General features: G+C 42.1%; 14 protein-coding genes. 6 read left to right on the top strand and 8 right to left on the bottom strand.

Annotated features, from left to right (window positions below; translation table 11 throughout):
- Positions 1–16: 16 nt before the first annotated feature.
- On the bottom strand, positions 17–955 hold the full coding sequence (mdh, locus tag AM629_RS09370; RefSeq protein WP_054478315.1) for a malate dehydrogenase: 939 nt from the start codon (positions 953–955) through the stop codon (positions 17–19).
- Between the two features lie 456 nt (positions 956–1,411).
- On the opposite strand from mdh, the gene argR reads away from it, so the two are divergent.
- Positions 1,412–1,882, top strand: a complete 471-nt coding sequence (argR, locus tag AM629_RS09375) for a transcriptional regulator ArgR (RefSeq protein WP_054478317.1) — start codon at positions 1,412–1,414, stop codon at positions 1,880–1,882.
- Between the two features lie 44 nt (positions 1,883–1,926).
- Here argR and mpl read toward each other — a convergent pair whose 3' ends face one another.
- Entirely contained in the window at positions 1,927–3,297 is a 1,371-nt protein-coding gene (mpl, locus tag AM629_RS09380; RefSeq protein ID WP_054478318.1) for a UDP-N-acetylmuramate:L-alanyl-gamma-D-glutamyl-meso-diaminopimelate ligase, read from the bottom strand.
- A gap of 165 nt (positions 3,298–3,462) precedes the next feature.
- On the opposite strand from mpl, the gene fbp reads away from it, so the two are divergent.
- Both fbp and ppa read left to right on the top strand, forming a co-directional pair.
- Complete coding sequence (gene fbp, locus AM629_RS09385; protein WP_054478320.1) at positions 3,463–4,467, top strand: class 1 fructose-bisphosphatase; 1,005 nt, start codon at positions 3,463–3,465, stop codon at positions 4,465–4,467.
- Between the two features lie 789 nt (positions 4,468–5,256).
- Positions 5,257–5,787 (top strand): inorganic diphosphatase, encoded by a 531-nt coding sequence (gene ppa, locus AM629_RS09390; RefSeq protein WP_054478323.1) that lies wholly within the window; start codon positions 5,257–5,259, stop codon positions 5,785–5,787.
- A 102-nt stretch (positions 5,788–5,889) separates the two neighbouring features.
- On the opposite strand, the gene AM629_RS09395 is transcribed toward ppa, so the two are convergent.
- Genes AM629_RS09395 through tamA form a run of 3 tightly spaced genes read right to left on the bottom strand, consistent with a single transcriptional unit; the run spans position 5,890 to position 11,752 of the window.
- On the bottom strand, positions 5,890–6,237 hold the full coding sequence (locus AM629_RS09395; protein WP_054478325.1) for a gamma-glutamylcyclotransferase family protein: 348 nt from the start codon (positions 6,235–6,237) through the stop codon (positions 5,890–5,892).
- A 2-nt stretch (positions 6,238–6,239) separates the two neighbouring features.
- Entirely contained in the window at positions 6,240–10,013 is a 3,774-nt protein-coding gene (tamB, locus tag AM629_RS09400; protein WP_054478328.1) for an autotransporter assembly complex protein TamB, read from the bottom strand.
- Positions 10,010–11,752 carry an autotransporter assembly complex protein TamA gene (tamA, locus tag AM629_RS09405; protein WP_054478329.1) on the bottom strand — a complete coding sequence of 581 codons (1,743 nt, stop codon included), beginning with the start codon at positions 11,750–11,752 and terminating at the stop codon, positions 10,010–10,012. The genes tamB and tamA overlap by 4 nt, the downstream gene beginning before the upstream one ends.
- 115 nt (positions 11,753–11,867) lie before the next feature.
- On the opposite strand from tamA, the gene msrA reads away from it, so the two are divergent.
- Positions 11,868–12,515, top strand: a complete 648-nt coding sequence (gene msrA / locus AM629_RS09410; protein WP_054478331.1) for a peptide-methionine (S)-S-oxide reductase MsrA — start codon at positions 11,868–11,870, stop codon at positions 12,513–12,515.
- A gap of 156 nt (positions 12,516–12,671) precedes the next feature.
- On the top strand, positions 12,672–13,994 hold the full coding sequence (paeA, locus tag AM629_RS09415) for a polyamine export protein PaeA (protein WP_054478333.1): 1,323 nt from the start codon (positions 12,672–12,674) through the stop codon (positions 13,992–13,994).
- A 116-nt stretch (positions 13,995–14,110) separates the two neighbouring features.
- Here the strand turns inward: paeA and AM629_RS09420 are convergent, their stop codons facing one another.
- Positions 14,111–14,317, bottom strand: coding sequence for a DUF1107 domain-containing protein (locus AM629_RS09420; RefSeq protein WP_015836134.1), 207 nt, complete (start codon positions 14,315–14,317; stop codon positions 14,111–14,113).
- A 289-nt stretch (positions 14,318–14,606) separates the two neighbouring features.
- Between AM629_RS09420 and AM629_RS09425 the strand changes: the two genes are divergently transcribed.
- Complete coding sequence (locus AM629_RS09425; RefSeq protein ID WP_054478334.1) at positions 14,607–15,161, top strand: YtfJ family protein; 555 nt, start codon at positions 14,607–14,609, stop codon at positions 15,159–15,161.
- Positions 15,162–15,242: 81 nt separating this feature from the next.
- Here the strand turns inward: AM629_RS09425 and cysQ are convergent, their stop codons facing one another.
- Complete coding sequence (gene cysQ, locus AM629_RS09430) at positions 15,243–15,986, bottom strand: 3'(2'),5'-bisphosphate nucleotidase CysQ (RefSeq protein ID WP_054478335.1); 744 nt, start codon at positions 15,984–15,986, stop codon at positions 15,243–15,245.
- 264 nt (positions 15,987–16,250) lie between these two features.
- Complete coding sequence (locus AM629_RS09435; RefSeq protein WP_054478337.1) at positions 16,251–16,871, bottom strand: BamJ family beta-barrel-assembly machinery protein; 621 nt, start codon at positions 16,869–16,871, stop codon at positions 16,251–16,253.
- Positions 16,872–17,195 lie beyond the last annotated feature (324 nt).

The raw sequence follows: 17,195 nt of genomic DNA on the forward strand, positions 1-17,195 counted from the left end.
TTATAAAATATATTAATTAGTTATTAATAAAATTTTCACCTAATTCTATATCTTTTCTCAATACATCCAACATATCTTCCAATGCTTTCTGTTCAAAATCGCTCAGCTTACCGATGTCCAAATGCTCTTCTACACCATTTTTGCCCAAGCGAACCGGCTGAGCGAAGAAACGGGCATACTTGCCATCACCTTCAACGTAGGCACATTCCACAACATTACTTTCGCCTTGTAAGCCACGGACCAAAGAGAGGCCCAGACGAGCAGCAGCTTGTCCCATAGACAAAGTTGCAGATCCGCCACCTGCTTTAGCTTCAACAACTTCAGTACCTGCATTCTGAATACGCTTAGTCAGAGCGACCAACTCTTCATCAGTAAAATTCATACCAGGGATCTGAGACAACAGAGGAAGGATCGTCACACCAGAATGACCACCGATTACCGGCACTTCAATCTCCTGTGGCTTCTTACCTTTCAATTCAGCAACAAAAGTATTGGAGCGGATAACATCCAAGGTTGTTATACCAAACAGACGGTTTTTATCATATACACCTGCTTTTTTCAGCACTTCAGCCGCAATAGCTACAGTTGTGTTAACTGGATTAGTAATGATACCAACCAATGCCTTCGGACAAGTTTTAGCCACTTGCTCTACCAGGTTACGAACGATACCCGCGTTAACATTAAACAGATCTGAACGATCCATACCTGGTTTACGAGCAACACCTGCAGAAATCAACACAACATCCGCTCCTTCCAACGCTGGAGTAGCATCTTCACCTGCAAAACCTTCAATTTTTACTTCCGTTGGAATGTGGCTCAGATCAACAGCCACCCCAGGGGTAACTGGAGCGATATCATATAAAGAGAGTTCTGAACCTGAAGGAAGCTGGGTTTTTAACAGAAGAGCAAGAGCCTGACCAATACCACCGGCTGCACCGAGAACTGCAACTTTCATCCTGATACTCCTTAAATCGTTTATACTTTAAAATGCTGTGAATTCATCTGGTTACAAACCATAGATTACTACGTTTTGAAAAACAATCTATTAACAGCCAAATTGTGGACTTACGCTCTAATCATGGGACGTCAAAGTCGCGGTATTCTAGGCAAAATGCTTATCTGTTAATGAGATAACGGACACTATTTTAAGAATTGCCCTTTGATTTTATGAAAAAATCGGTTAAATACCTTACATCCAACAACAATACCAAACAACATCATTTGATTAACAATACATTCACCAGATAACCAACTGTAGAAAACAAATTCATCATATTCATATTTTGTGAATTTCTATTTATCATAAGACTAATTTATTCTTCATAACTTAAGTCTAACAATCATTTTGATTGCATAAAAATTCACTAATATGCATAATGCAACTTTCATAATTGATTGAATATGGTGGAATATGCGTACTCCCTCTAAGCAGGAAGATTTAATAAAAGCTTTCAAAGCGTTATTGAAAGAGGAAAAATTTAGCTCTCAGGGCGAAATCGTCACCGCTCTACTGGAAGAAGGTTTTGAGAACATTAACCAATCCAAAGTCTCCAGAATGCTCACTAAATTTGGCGCTGTTCGCACCCGCAATGCTAAAATGGAGATGGTTTACTGCCTGCCTGCCGAGCTTGGTGTTCCTACTGCTACTAGCCCAATAAAAAATCTAGTATTAGACGTTGATCACAACCATTCCATAGTTGTCATTCGCACAAGCCCTGGTGCTGCTCAGCTTATTGCTCGTCAGCTGGATTCTCTTGGCAAGGCAGAAGGTATACTCGGCAGTATTGCAGGTGATGACACCATTTTCATTACACCTGCCAGAGATTTCACCGCAGAACAACTGCGAGGAACCATCCTCAGATTTTTCGAACAAGAGCTTTAAATGAACGCGCCAACATGGCGCGATTCATTTTCCTGCTGCCATTTTCAGGATTGATAAGCTTTTTGACTCAACTTAGAGAGTAATTTTTCATGAATATCACCAAACCCGCCATTGCTCATAACCAAAATATGATCCCCCTGCTGCGCCTTATCAACAATCATATGTACCAGTGAATCGATATCAGCACTCCAATACGCAGGCTGAACACAATGATCTGCAATTTCTGATACATGCCATTTAATATTCGCTGGCTGGAATAAGAACACTTCATCAGCACGTCCCAACGCTGGTGCGATCTCATTCTTACTTATCCCCATTTTCATCGTATTTGAACGCGGTTCCAGTACGGTAATAATACGGGCAGTTCCTCCAACCTTACTACGCAGGGCCTCGAGTGTTGCCAGAATTGCTGTCGGGTGATGGGCAAAATCGTCATAAACCGTAACGCCGTTTTCCTGACCACGTAGTTCAAGACGACGACGGGCATTAATAAAATCGCTCAAAGCACGACAAGCATCAATTGGTTGGACACCAACATGGTGTGCAGCTGCAATCGCAATCAGCCCATTACGCATATTATGTTCGCCAACTAACGACCAATTCACCTCTCCGACAACTTCACCACAATAAAACACCTGATAATCGCTGCTGTCTGTACTTACCTTTTTTGCCTGCCAGTTACCGGTTTCACCCATCTGTTCCAATTCGCTCCAGCACCCCATAGACAAAACCTGCTTCAGGTTAATATCGTTATCTGGGACAAAGATCTTGCCACTACCGGGAACGATCCTAACAAGATGATGGAACTGTTTTTGAATAGCAGCCAGATCTCCGAAAATATCTCCGTGATCGAATTCCAGGTTATTCATGATCAGAGTGCGTGGGCTGTAATGAACAAACTTAGATCGTTTATCGAAAAAAGCACTGTCATATTCATCGGCTTCTATGACGAAAAACGGGCTTTCCCCGATCTGAGCTGATGTTTCAAAATTACCCGGGACACCGCCGATCAAAAAACCCGGTTTATAGCCACAAGCTTCCAAAATCCAAGCTAACATACCCGCAGTTGTTGTCTTGCCATGAGTACCTGCAACTGCCAGAACCCAACGCTCTGGCAAAACATAGTCATGTAGCCATTGTGGGCCAGAAGTATAAGGAAGACCACGTTCCAACACAGCTTCTACACAAGGATTACCGCGGCTCATAACATTACCGATGATGACCATATCTGGCGCAGGCTCCAACTGTGCCGGGTCATATCCCTGAATCAGACTAATCCCATATTTTTCCAGTAAGGTACTCATTGGTGGATAAACATTGGCATCTGAACCCGTCACTTCATGGCCAAGAGAACGTGCCAGAATTGCCAGTCCACCCATAAAAGTGCCGCAGATACCAAGAATATGAATACGCATTGATTTCCCATTCCATAGCATGAAGTTAATCACTATTCTAACCATCAAAAGCAAGATAAGAAATGGAAGAGCCTATGAATCATCCCTTTCTTTGGCTAAACTGCCCGCGCAAGAGTGCAATGGACACTCAGAAACCACTATCAAATCACATTCAGGACTTTCGTCATGAAAACATTAGGCGAATTCATCGTCGAAAAGCAGCACGATTTTTCTCATGCCACAGGTGAACTCACTGCATTGCTTTCCGCTATTAAGCTCGGAGCAAAGATTATTCACCGTGATATCAATAAAGCCGGTTTAGTGGATATCTTAGGAACCAGCGGCGTATCCAACGTCCAGGGTGAAGTGCAGATGAAGCTGGACCTGTATGCTAACGAAAAACTCAAAGCAGCACTAAAAGCACGCGGTGAAGTTGCCGGTATCGCTTCAGAGGAAGAAGACGATATCGTTATTTTTGAAGGCGACCGCGCTGAAAATGCAAAATATGTTGTTTTGATGGACCCACTAGATGGTTCTTCCAATATTGATGTAAACGTTTCCGTTGGTACTATCTTCTCTATCTATCGCCGTATTACACCTATCGGCAAACCTGTTACTGAAGAAGATTTCCTGCAACCGGGTAACCGCCAAGTCGCAGCCGGATATGTTGTTTATGGCTCTTCAACTATGCTGGTCTATACAACTGGTTGCGGTGTGCATGCCTTTACTTACGATCCATCTCTTGGAGTATTTTGCTTGTCCCATGAAAAAGTACAGTTTCCGCCAAGAGGCAATATGTACTCCATCAACGAAGGGAACTACATCAAATTCCCTATGGGGGTAAAGAAATACATCAAGTATTGCCAAGAACAGGATGAAGCGACTCAGCGTCCTTATACCACTCGTTATATCGGCTCATTGGTTGCTGATTTCCACCGCAATTTACTGAAAGGCGGCATCTACATCTATCCAAGTACCGCCAGCCACCCATCAGGAAAATTGCGCCTGCTGTATGAATGTAACCCAATGGCATTTCTGGCTGAACAAGCCGGAGGCAAAGCTAGTGATGGTGCCAACCGCATTCTGGATATTGTCCCATCCAAACTGCATCAGCGCGTACCTTTCTTTGTTGGCAGTAAATCCATGGTAGAGAAAGCCGAAAGTTTTATGGCTGAATTTCCAGATGAATAATTTCATCTGGAAATGAAGAATTAAGAGGCGGAATTCCGCCTCTTAATTCTATGCCAGTATCTTGAAAAAGAATTTCTACTTACAAACCCCAAACGAGAGTTTTTCTTCGGTAACTCTTCTCGCGAGAATTAGAAAACAGCTAACTTCTTGGAGCGTGCAAAAACATCTTGCCAAGAGAGAATTAGTAAATATTTTGTCAGAATGGCATGAACCAATACACCCGATACAAATAATTCGAACCAAAAGAAATCCAATACCTAGACGTATCTCAATGTTTTCAAATTTTCTTATAGAATATTTCCAATGTAGAATAAGTGATTTTATATAAAATAAATTTCAACGAGTGATAATAATTTAATTGGAAATTTTTACCGAACAAGCAATAATATCATTTTGGAGATTATTACTGCCATAACATATCCATTATTTGGTAATGTAATGTGCTGTTCACTTTACTGGAATTAGTAATTCCATTATTAGTAAAATCGAATTCGTGATAATCAGATTGCTACCAAAAACTTGATAATATCCTTCCACAAAGCAGTTATTCCCCCAGGCTGTAACTCCTACCTTTTCTACACAAATTCCCTATCGAAAGATAGGGAATCAGATTGCTGACAAAGCATTAACTAAAAAACAGCACCTTGTCAGCAATCTACAACGGGATTCCCTCACCTTTCTTATTTTGGAGATTTTTACAGATTAAGGCCATAGAGATAGTGAGATTTCATCACTATTCTGGCTATAATAGCCTCTACTCCATTCTGGTTTGAAATAAAGGAAACTTTCATGAGTCTGAACTTAGTACCGGCAGGGAAAGAACTGCCTGAAGACATTTACGTCATCATTGAGATCCCTGCAAACGCAGATCCAATTAAATATGAAGTTGATAAAGAATCTGGTGCATTGTTTGTAGATCGTTTTATGTCTACCGCAATGTTCTATCCATGCAACTATGGTTACATCAACAACACTCTGTCTCTGGATGGAGATCCAGTTGATGTTCTGGTTCCAACTCCATACCCGCTGCAGCCAGGTTCTGTGATCCGTTGCCGTCCGGTTGGCGTTCTGAAAATGACTGATGAATCAGGTGAAGATGCGAAACTGGTTGCGGTTCCACACAGCAAATTGACCAAAGAATATGATCACATTAAAGATGTGAACGATCTGCCAGAATTGCTGCGCGCTCAGATCACTCACTTCTTTGAGCGCTACAAAGATCTGGAAAAAGGTAAGTGGGTTAAAGTTGACGGTTGGGATAATGTCGAAGCTGCTAAAGCAGAAATTATCTCCTCTTTCGAACGTGCTGCTAAGAAATAATTTTTCTCTGCCTGCATAGTTAAAAACCTCTGCCAGAAGATCTCTGACAGAGGTTTTTAATATCACAGCCCCTTTACCTTCAGTATAAAAGGGAACCTCGCTTTACTCTTTTTCGTGGCGTTTCAGCCAATCGCCGCTTTTTATCCGTCGTAAACCCGCTACTGGAAACTGATAAAGATATATCCATGCACTGCCATACGGAGTCTGAATCAATTCCCTTACATATTCCCGAGAATTATCTTTCAAATCATCTAACTCTGTCAGGATAGTAGAATTGATACGATATACCTCACACTCAATACTCCCGTCACCACGGACTACCGCAGGATAATGCCCAAGGTCGTACAACTCATAGCCTTCCAGCTTATGATCCCCTAACCATTGAGCATCAGTCATCCAGTGATGATTGCCCTGTTTGCGCCGTAAGCTGCCATAAACAATAATTCGCATTTTTAAAACTCAAACTGATAGAGCAAATCCAATGCCTGATCAATACCAGACATTGCTTCCAGATACAATCTAGGCATTAACCTATAGCGTAAGGTTAACGTTGCCAGCGAATCAAATATACCAACACCATACTTAACTTGCAGATCTTTTGTAATCCTTCCGCTAACAACCACCTGTGATTTATCGCCAGCCCCTTGTGTATCCAGTGCCAAATCGGAAACACCGAATGTTTCACCGATTTTACCCACCAGCTGACCACTCTGTGCAATTCCTAAGCCTATCAATACTGCCCTCATTTGTGAGTCGTCAGAACCACTGTTCTCTAATCCTTCACCACGCAATAAGTAAGAAAGCACTTCCTGTTGTGATTTAACAGGTTCTGAAAAAATTGCCACTTTGGGTTTATCTGCCAGACCAGTCACTCTTACCCCAGCAATAACACCCCCATCAGTTGACTCTGGGTTACGGATAGCCTCAATGTTAAGCAATGGCTGATCCGGTGGACCAGAGAACATAATCAGCCCTTTACGAACGATCAAATCCTGCCCATAAGCATGAAAACGACCATCAAGAATATCAACTTGTCCATTCAAGCCCAGACCTTGCTTATCTTGAGCAACTTTCAGATCACCTTTAAGTTGAGCTTTGAGGCCAAAAGCACTGAAGCGAACATCCTCCCCTATGTGAATCGTCAAATTGCTTTGAATCGGAATGGATGTTTTTTTCTCTTCTAATGGCTGAAAATTCTCATTCAATATAACCTCATCCGATGAAGCTTCAACCGCCGATTCTGGTAATTCCTTAACTGTAATCAGCGCCCAAGGAATATCAACATTACCATCTAGTTTCAACAACTGAGGTGAAGCCTCAAATACCAGATCAGGGCTAACATCAATTTTTACCATTGGAGGAAAAGTTACCCTCAGCTTATTACCGTTAGCGGCAACTCTTGCATGCCATGTATCCAAATCATGCCAGTCAGCATCACCACTCAGGTTAAGTTGCCCTTTTGGAGTTTTGATAACCCCCTCAAGGGCAGAGCGCACTCCATCAAAATTCACCCCAAGTTGCCCTTGAGTAATATCAAATGGAATCCAATGACCCGAAGCTTGCAGTGAACTTAGAGCCAGTCGGCCAAACAGTAATGGATTTTTGGCATTTCCCCCCAAGCGCAAATTAGCATTCAAATGACCTTCAGCTTTATCGCCTTTATCAAGGATTGGCTTAATCAATGCCAGTGAGATATCCTGAATACCTACATTGCCAGATAGTTTGCGGCGCCCTTCAAGATCTGCAATCTGTACGTCACCGTTAAACTGACCATTTCCCATGATTTTAAACAACCAATCTAGCTCCGCGGTACCATTCTTCAAACCAGCCTTGAGTGTCAGTGTCTGGAAATCTACGGGTAATGCGACGCCATCGACCATCTGTTTAACCTGTACCTCGCTACCGCGCAGATTAACATTAGCTTGAGGCAATCCATGTCCCGCACTCCATTTAACATCTGCGTTACCACTAAATACGCCTTTCAGTTGTGTTTCAGGTCCCAGTAATGGTTGAATCATGGCGAGATCAAAACGTTCAAGAACAACAGATGCGCTGCCGTTAGTACCAGCTTCAATCGGTTTAGGTACGCAGAGTTGCGCATGTGGATTCAGCCAGCAATGAGTACCCACAGTCACTTTCTGCTGCGGGTTGAGGTAATCGATAATAATAGGTTTAGTTAAACGCCATTCTCCAACCGGAGTGTCAAAACGAGTATTATTGATATTACCTTTCCATCGTTGTTGCTTGCGATCAAAACTACCATTAAGTGCAAGCTGACCGGAAACAGGTGCCCCATCGATCTTCAGCTGCAAATCATGCTGCTTTTCATTGCCTTTAGCATTCAGCGTTAGATTACGGATGATCAAGTCAACCTGTTTTAACTGACGGACATTGACAGCAAGATCACCCTGGATCTGCTCAGCAGAACGCACATTCCCTTTCACATTTACGCTATCAATGCGCAAATCTTGCCATTTCAATCCATTAGCATTCAGATCCGCCAAAAGCTGCGGTGCTTGCATACTACCACGTAGTTTCAGTGTTCCATTAACCACACCGCCAAGCCCCGGCAATAGACCATCCAGTCTCGGTGCATTGATATTGCCATCAAGTTTCCATTGTTTGGACAACTGCCCCTGGAAATTCATTTTATTACGCCCCAAAGCCAGCTCAAACTGAGGAATATTCCACTGACCAGCAGCATTACCAGAAACCTTACCTCTGGCTTTTACCAAGTTCTGTTTTACATTGCCATCCAGTGTGATTTCCGGGATCTGGAGCTGCCAACTACCACCGTGCAAACTACCACGGGTAACAATTTTGCCATCTATTCTGGCAGGCCATTCCGGCCACTGTTTCGCAGTATTGATCCCAGAGAGTGTCAGCACCGTATTCCAACTTACCGCTTTACTCCAATCTGCCACACTGGTTAATTCAGCCCTTCCCTGTAAAGCAGACAGACGTAAACGAGTCAACCTGAACTGTTCTTCATTACCTTTAGCATCCAGAACCAGTAATGCCGGTGGAATTTCATTACCTTTAATATCGGAGCGTAATGACAAATCATAACCACTAGCCTTACCATTCAACCGCATTTTTATACTATCAAGCTGATACTCAGGCTCTCCGGTTAAAGGCCAGCTAAATTGCTGGCTTTCAAGCGTTACACGCATCGGCAAACCTGCCCGAGCCAACTCTGCTTGAGCATCAAGTTTAGCACTGACAGGACCAGACAAATTTAGACCCAAGTTGAGTTGTTCCAGCAAGGCACCATCAAGCTTCAAATCAACTTTTTGCCCTTGTATCTCTTGCCGATTCAATTCACCTTTTATTGTCAATTTTACTGGCCATTGCTGTGCCAGAGTCGCTGAGCCATTAATAGCTAAAGAACCTTCCGGCGCATTAATATTCAGTTTATTGAGCTGAATCTGCTGCCCCTGATTGCTCAATTGCAGTAATAAGTCATTGATGGTGATATTGGTATCACTGATCAGCTGTAATTGTTTACCACTGATCTCTTCAACAGTAATATCCAGTGGAATAGGCACTTCCGGTAACTTTGCCAGCAACGGCTGAGAAAACAATTCTTTCAGGATTTCTCCCAGCGACTTTTCCGGTTCAACCTCCTGTTTGACTTTCTTTGCTGCTTCCGCAATTTTCAATTGTTCAGGGGTAGTTTTTGGCAATCCAACTAACAACTTATTAATTTGAGTTGGCTTAAAAGTTAACACCTTTTGCTGCCACTGAGCCGCTGTTCTGAATTCATCAAGGGCAATCACCATATCATCTACGGTAACAGTGGCATTTTTAACAGATAGCAAATCAAGTGAAATCGGATACGGAGTCCTTAGCTCAGTCAGAGGTTCTGATTCTGGTGATGGTTCCTCCGAAACAGGAAATTGTTTAGTGTTAATCGCAACTTTCACTCCTTCCGTCGTCAATGCATTAATACATAAATGACTGTTTTTCAAACAAGAAAGACGTAACGAAAGGTGGAATTGATCCACATTGACATCAACACCGGGCACCTGATACCTAACTTCTTTCAGGGTTAAATCACGCCAACCACCACTAACGCTAGCTATATCCAGCCCCGGAACCCAACGGGCAGCACTGTTAATCATAAAATGCAAGCCAGATTGCGTTCCTATCAACCCAGCCGCAGTAATGACCAACAGAGTAACCATCAGTAAAAAAGCAATACTGATCTTTTTAATCCATCTCATAATTCAGATCCTAATCCAATATAAAACTGGATATCATGGGATTCTGAATCCCCTATTGGCTTGGCAAGATCAAACTTAATTGGCCCGACAGGAGAGGCCCAACGCACACCAATTCCTGCGCCGGTTTTGAAGTCACTGTTTTTAATATTATTGACTGCTTCACCTGTATCAACAAAAACCGCGCTCCACCAATCACCCGTTACGTTATATTGATACTCAAGAGAACCCACTATCAACGCGGATGCCCCCGTTAATTTTCCTTTATCGTCTTTAGGAGAAATTTTCTGGTATTTGTAGCCACGAACACTGTGATCACCACCAGCAAAGAAACGTAAATCAGGTGGAACTTTCTGGAATTCATTAGTTTCTATCCAACCCAGATTACCTCGAACAACAAAGCGATGATTATCCCAGTAAGTTCTTATCCAAACGTTTTTCGCCTGTAATACCAAGAAATCCACATCAGAACCCCAAGTAGTATCAGAAATATCAATGGAATAGCGCTGACTATCGCCCCAAGAAGGCATCGTACCACCACGCTGACGGATACGGCTGACATTCACTCCCGGATACAACAACATCGTGGTGTTAGTGACATCCGCCTGAGTAAAGTGGCTGAGACTCCAACGCAGATTGATTCCATACTGCCAGCCAGTAGAAAGATCCCAATTACGAGAAAGATTCACCGTCGCAGTATCTGATACGGTATCGTTGAGATCCTTGCGTTTATAACCGGTCTGCAACGCATAATACTGCTCCAGAGGGTTCGCTTTTAGCGGCATTTTATAGCTGGCATCAATAATCTGTTCGGGTGCAGAAAGGTTGACGCTGGTGTTAAGGCTGTGTCCACGGGAATTAAGCCACGGTTTTGCCCATTTAGCCTTCACCCGTGGCCCCACATCTGAGCCATAGCCGCCCCCGAGTTCAACATAATTTCCGGAACGTGGTGTTAAGACCGCATCAAGAGGGAGAGTCCTATTACCACTTTTTCTGGCCGGAGCAAAATCAGGTGTCACTAGTGCCGAGTTAAACCAGCCGGTCTCTGCCAATCGCCGGTTCAGCTCTGCCAATTGCTCTGAGGTATAAAAATCCCCTTCTTTGAACGGAACTAAGTTACTCAGATAATCTTCGCGAATCTGTGAGCCTTGATAATGTACCGGACCAAAGCGATAACGTTCCCCACTGTCAAAATCAAAATCCCAGAATGCCTCATGCCGCTCTTTAGAAACACCTAATTGGTTCTTCTTCATGACGGCGTCAAAGTAACCTTTTCTAATAGCAAGTCCAGTTAAAGAGCTTTTGAAGCTTTCATATTCACCATGATTAAGAATTGTCCCCTTTGTCGGACTTTTGCTTTTGACAAGTTTGGCATAATCTCCATCTGTCTTAGCTCCACCTGCCAAAACAACATTAACACCGGCAATCCGTACAGGCTCACCCACGATGACTTTTGCTGTTAATACCGAACGAGTGGGAGGTTTATTTTCCTGATAGGTAAATTCAATGATAGGTTCATAATAACCAAGAGGGCGCAAACCTTCACGAATCGCTTTATCTACGCGAGAGCGGAAACGACCATCAGCAGCAACTTCGTCAGTGCTGATAGTTGAAAGATGAACCCGAGCATTTTTTTCTAAATTGCCTGTTAATCCTTCCATTTTCAGGCGAAGACTAGCACTATGAACGATGGGAGTTGCGACAGACACACAAAGAAAACATAAAACGGGGTATCTCGACACGCGAACTCCTAACCTGATCGGAATAATTTGACTATAATGAAATTTATTTTGATTAAAGTTTATAATATATACAATCTATTAATATCTGAAAACCTAATAATTACGAGAGGGAATTTTGCCAACTTCAACTAACAAGATCCAATCTGTTGATTCTCAACACATACTGTCAGGCAAAACAGAACCACTTAAGGTTTCACCAGGCCATATTGTCACCAATCATGCGATAAAACCTGTTCCAGAAAATATGGAAGTTGCCTATTTTGGTATGGGATGCTTCTGGGGCGTAGAGCGTCTATTCTGGCAGCAACCTGATATTTACACAACCTCCGTGGGTTATAGCGGTGGCACAACACCGAACCCAACTTATGAAGAAGTCTGTAGCGGTCTGACTGGACATGCTGAGGTTGTCAGAATTGTTTATGATCCGGCAACAAATAGTTATGAAAACCTATTAAAGCTTTTCTGGGAAAACCACGATCCGGCTCAGGGAATGCGCCAAGGCGGGGATATTGGTACTCAGTACCGCTCCGCAATTTATACTGTGTCACCTCAACAACATGAACTGGCATTAGCTAGCCGTGAACGTTTCCAAAAGGCAATGCAACAGCAAGGAGATAACCGTGCTGTTACGACAGAAATCACAGAAGCTGGGCCATTCTATTTTGCAGAAGACTATCACCAGCAATATCTGTTTAAAAATCCTGAAGGGTATTGTGGGTTAGGTGGTATTGGTGTTTGCTTGCCACAAATGGATAAAAACTAGTCGATTTATTTAAGTTAATGTTATAATTATTACGATAACAAATAGTTTATCTCTGTATTTATTTCAACTTTTTGTTTTATACGATTTTTACTGTTTCCTCCGGTGTTCTTTCAATGACAATCTACTCTATCACCGGAGGTAAAACATGGATACTTTATGTTAAATAGTCTATTAGTGGTGTTTTTATTGTGTGCAATAAGCGCCTTTTTTTCGTTATCTGAAATTTCTCTTGCCGCCTCAAGGCGGATCAAATTAAAGCTGATGGCAGATGAAGGTAATATCAACGCAGCTTATGTCCTCAAACTACAAGAAACGCCAGGAATGTTTTTCACTGTCGTACAAATCGGCTTAAACGCCGTTGCCATTCTGGCAGGTGTTGTCGGTGAATCTGCATTCTCTCCTTCACTAAAAGCTTTTTTCATTAAATTTATGAACCCAGAATGGGCAGAACAACTCGGCTTTATCTGTTCATTTGCTATCGTGACAAGTCTGTTTATTTTACTTGCTGACCTGACACCAAAGCGTATTGGCATGATCAAACCAGAAGCTGTCGCAGTGAAAATCGTTAACCCAATGCGTTTTTGCCTGGCAATTTGCCGCCCATTAGTCTGGCTGTTTAATGGCCTGGCTGATCTTATCTTTAAGATCTTTAAAATTCCGATGGCTCGAAATGAAGACATCACATCTGATGATATTTTTGCTGTTGTAGAAGCAGGCGCAGTTGCGGGTATCCTTCGTAAACAAGAACATGAACTGATTGAAAACGTATTCGAGCTTGAATCTCGTACTGTTCCTTCGGCCATGACCTCACGAGAAAGTGTCATCTATTTTGATAAAAATGAAAGTGAAGAAAGTATCAAACAACAGGTTTCCACCCAACCCCATTCCAAATATCTGATATGTGATGGCGATATCGATCATGTTATTGGTTATGTGGATTCAAAAGACCTACTTAACCGTGTCCTAAGTGGTCAGAGCCTGAGCTTCAATAAAGGTGTCCAGATCCGCAATGCTCTAATCATTCCAGATACCCTGACGCTCTCAGATACACTAGAAAGTTTTAAAGCTGCTGGTGAAGATTTCGCTATCATCTTGAATGAATACGCACTGGTGATGGGTGTAATTACTCTCAATGATGTTATGACCACACTAATGGGCGATTTAGTTGGTCAGGGACAGGAAGAACAGATTATCGCCCGTGACGAGAATTCATGGCTAGTTGAAGGCGGCACACCTATTGATGATGTGCAACGGGTACTGGATATCGATGATTTCCCTGACTCCAGCAACTACGAAACTATAGCGGGTTTTATGATGTTTCGGCTGCGAAAAATTCCAAAACGTACCGATTCTGTCAAGTTTGCTGGTTATAAGTTTGAAGTTGTCGATATTGATAACTACAAAATCGATCAGCTATTAGTCACAAAAATCACAGATACATTAACCACAGCTCCAATACAAGAATCGCCCATTCGGTGATAATCAATAAGTAAAAACGGTTCATCTATCTAAACCGTTTAATATTTCTATATTAAGCGCCACTTAATTTGTGGCGCGGATTATTCAGTATGCTATTGCTCGGCTTTTCTCGTTATCTATCCTATTTCGGCCTGCAAACGTAACACCTGCTGATTAACTTCGCTCATCACACTAAAATGGCGCTTATCTCTCACCTTCGGTGGTAAAATTTTACCGCAGTCGAACTCAAAAGCCCCCATATCTTTAATGTATAAACGTCCACGGAACAAGGTTTTAACATAGAGAGCAATTTTCAGTGGGTTATATTGGTGAAAAATTTTCATCTCTGCTTTTTTCCTCTTAATGCTTCTTACGGTTACATTTGGTGAACCAATTACATACACCACACCGTTATGTAGAATAATAGACTGAATTTATCGAATTTTGTTCCTCCTATTTTGAGTTTTACTCACTGAATTTACATAAAATGACAGATATTTAGATATACATAACTATGTAACTTTATGTCTTACTTAATGTTAAAAAATTGATCTTCTTTAAAGGGATAAATCCATTAATAACCGCTATGCTAAAAACCCGTGCATCGTCACATTAACCTACAAAGGAAAAATTATGATAAAGAATTTCATGTTATATGCTGCGCTACTTTGCTCTCCCACTTTAGCATTCGCTCACAACATTTCCCTGGAACAACAAGTTCCTGCGGTCAGTATTTCTGATAAAGGAGAATTGCTACTCAATAATAACAAGTTTAGCTACCAAAATTGGGATAGTGAAAAACTGATTGGAAAAGTGAGAGTCATACAACATATTGCAGGTCGCAGTGCAGCTAAAGAGATGAATGCTCCATTGATAGAAGAGATAAAACATGCTGATTTTCCAAAGGAAAAATATCAAACAACCACTATCATCAATACTAATGATGCAATATTCGGTACTGGGCCATTTGTCCGTAGCAGTATTGAAGACAGTAAAAGAGAGTTTCCATGGTCCCAATTTATCGCTGATAGCAATGGCGTAGCCAAAAAATTATGGCAGTTGGAGCCTAAAAGTTCTGCCATTATTGTCCTGGATAAAAACGGCGTAGCGAAGTTTGCCAAAGAAGGGGCATTAAGTGGTAGCGAAGTCAAACACGTCATTGAATTAGTTCGTAAAGAATTACAATAAAAACATTCGTGGTGATAACGACGTGCAGATACGTTTCGATTTGCAATTATCACCACGATCTTTACTAAAAAACCGCCGCAGCTAAAAAATTGTTACTCTAAATCCCGGATTCAAAAATGATTCACGAGGCGTATAATCCAGAGTTTGGCCTTTCCAGTTTGTCACATGAGCACCAGCAGCAATTGCTACAGCATGGCCCGCCGCGGTATCCCAGATATGAGTTGGTCCAAAGCGAGGATAAAGTTGTGCCTTTCCTTCGGCCACCAAGCAGAATTTCAATGAAGAACCAACAGAAACCGTCTGATGTTCACCTAACTGATTGAGATAATCTTCCAATTCTGTATCCCTATGAGAGCGGCTAACAACCACCATCGGGGGATTGGCATCACGAATTTTAATCGGTAGCCACTGACCACCACCGGTTTTTTTCCATGCCTGCCGCCCCAGCCCTGAATAAAGGGAATCCCGCACAGGAGCATATACCACCCCCATCACCGGGATTCCCTCATCAATCAAAGCAATATTAACCGTGAACTCACCATTACGATTAATAAACTCCTTAGTCCCATCCAGAGGGTCAACTAACCAATAACGCTTCCAATAACGCCTTTCTTCCCAAGCAGGCGGCTCTTCTTCCGACAACAGCGGAATTTCCGGTGCAATGAGGGATAATCCAGCTTTAATTATTTTATGAGCCGCAATATCAGCCACAGTAACCGGTGAATCATCCTGCTTATGCTCAACTTTCAAAGGATGTTCATCCTGATAAATTGTCATAATAGCCGCGCCAGCTTCCCGGGCCAGTTGGCAGATTTGTTCTAGCATCATACACCTCTGCGGTTAGTTATCATTTTATACCCGTTATCTTTCAAGTTGCCCTTTGTTGGCTGCACTCACTCACCCCAGTCACAGAGTTATCTATGCTCCCGGAGATTCGCTCCCTTGCTGTCGCGATCCATCTTGAAATCCATAAGGTATAGACTATATTACTGATTGAGCTTTTCTGGAATTGTAAGAATTTTATTACCATCATCAAAACAAAAACAGCCGGATATACCGGCCATTTTTAAGTCATATTCCTGGATAAAATTATAGAATATCCAGTAACTCCACTTCAAAAATCAGCGCGCTGTATGGAGGAATCGATGCACCAGCACCATTCTCACCATAAGCCAAATTATGTGGGATATAAAGTTCCCATTTAGAACCAACAGGCATCAAGGTTAATGCTTCGATCCATCCGGCAATCACACCATTTACTGGAAATTCAGCAGGTTCACCACGTTGAATTGAACTGTCGAACACAGTGCCATCAATTAAGCGGCCAGTATAATGAACACGTACATGGTCAGTACGGGCAGGAATTGCACCATCACCCTGTTTCAGTACAGAGAACTGCAAACCAGATTCTGTCGTACTTATACCATCACGCTGAGCGTTTTCTGCCAGAAACTTCTGACCCTCTTCTGCCATAGCCTGCTGACGTTCACGGCGCACACCATCCGCACGTTCATGCATTTCACGTAAAGCACGATGCAGTGTTTCAACTGGCACCGCTGGAGACTGACTTTCCAACGCATCACATAACCCTGCTAACAGTGCTTCCGGCTCCAGACCTTGCAGGCCAGATTCCAATAATTGCTGACCAACTTGCAAGCCAACCCCATAACTTGCTTGTGCTTCGATAGAGTCAAAAGAAAGTTTTGCCATGAAAATACCTGTGATTAAATCAAATTAGGCTTGCAAGCATAGCAGTGCTATGTAACAGGGTAAACTGTAGATATCATCAGAGGGAAATATTCAAGCCACGATTTTTCACTCTCTGGAGGTAGAACAAAGGATTACGGTAGTTTTTTCACTAAAAAATATAGAGTTCAATTAAGAATATTGCTCAAGATTAGCGTCTTTACTTCTTAAAATTTCAATATAAATACTCTCTTTAAAAATATTTTTACTTATAATTGATTATATGAATAAAATATTACTGATATAAAATTAGTTTTATTGAAAATATTGTTTAATGGGAGAAATCTT

The sequence above is a fragment of the Photorhabdus heterorhabditis genome (assembly GCF_001280945.1).
GTDB classification, from domain to species: domain Bacteria; phylum Pseudomonadota; class Gammaproteobacteria; order Enterobacterales; family Enterobacteriaceae; genus Photorhabdus; species Photorhabdus heterorhabditis.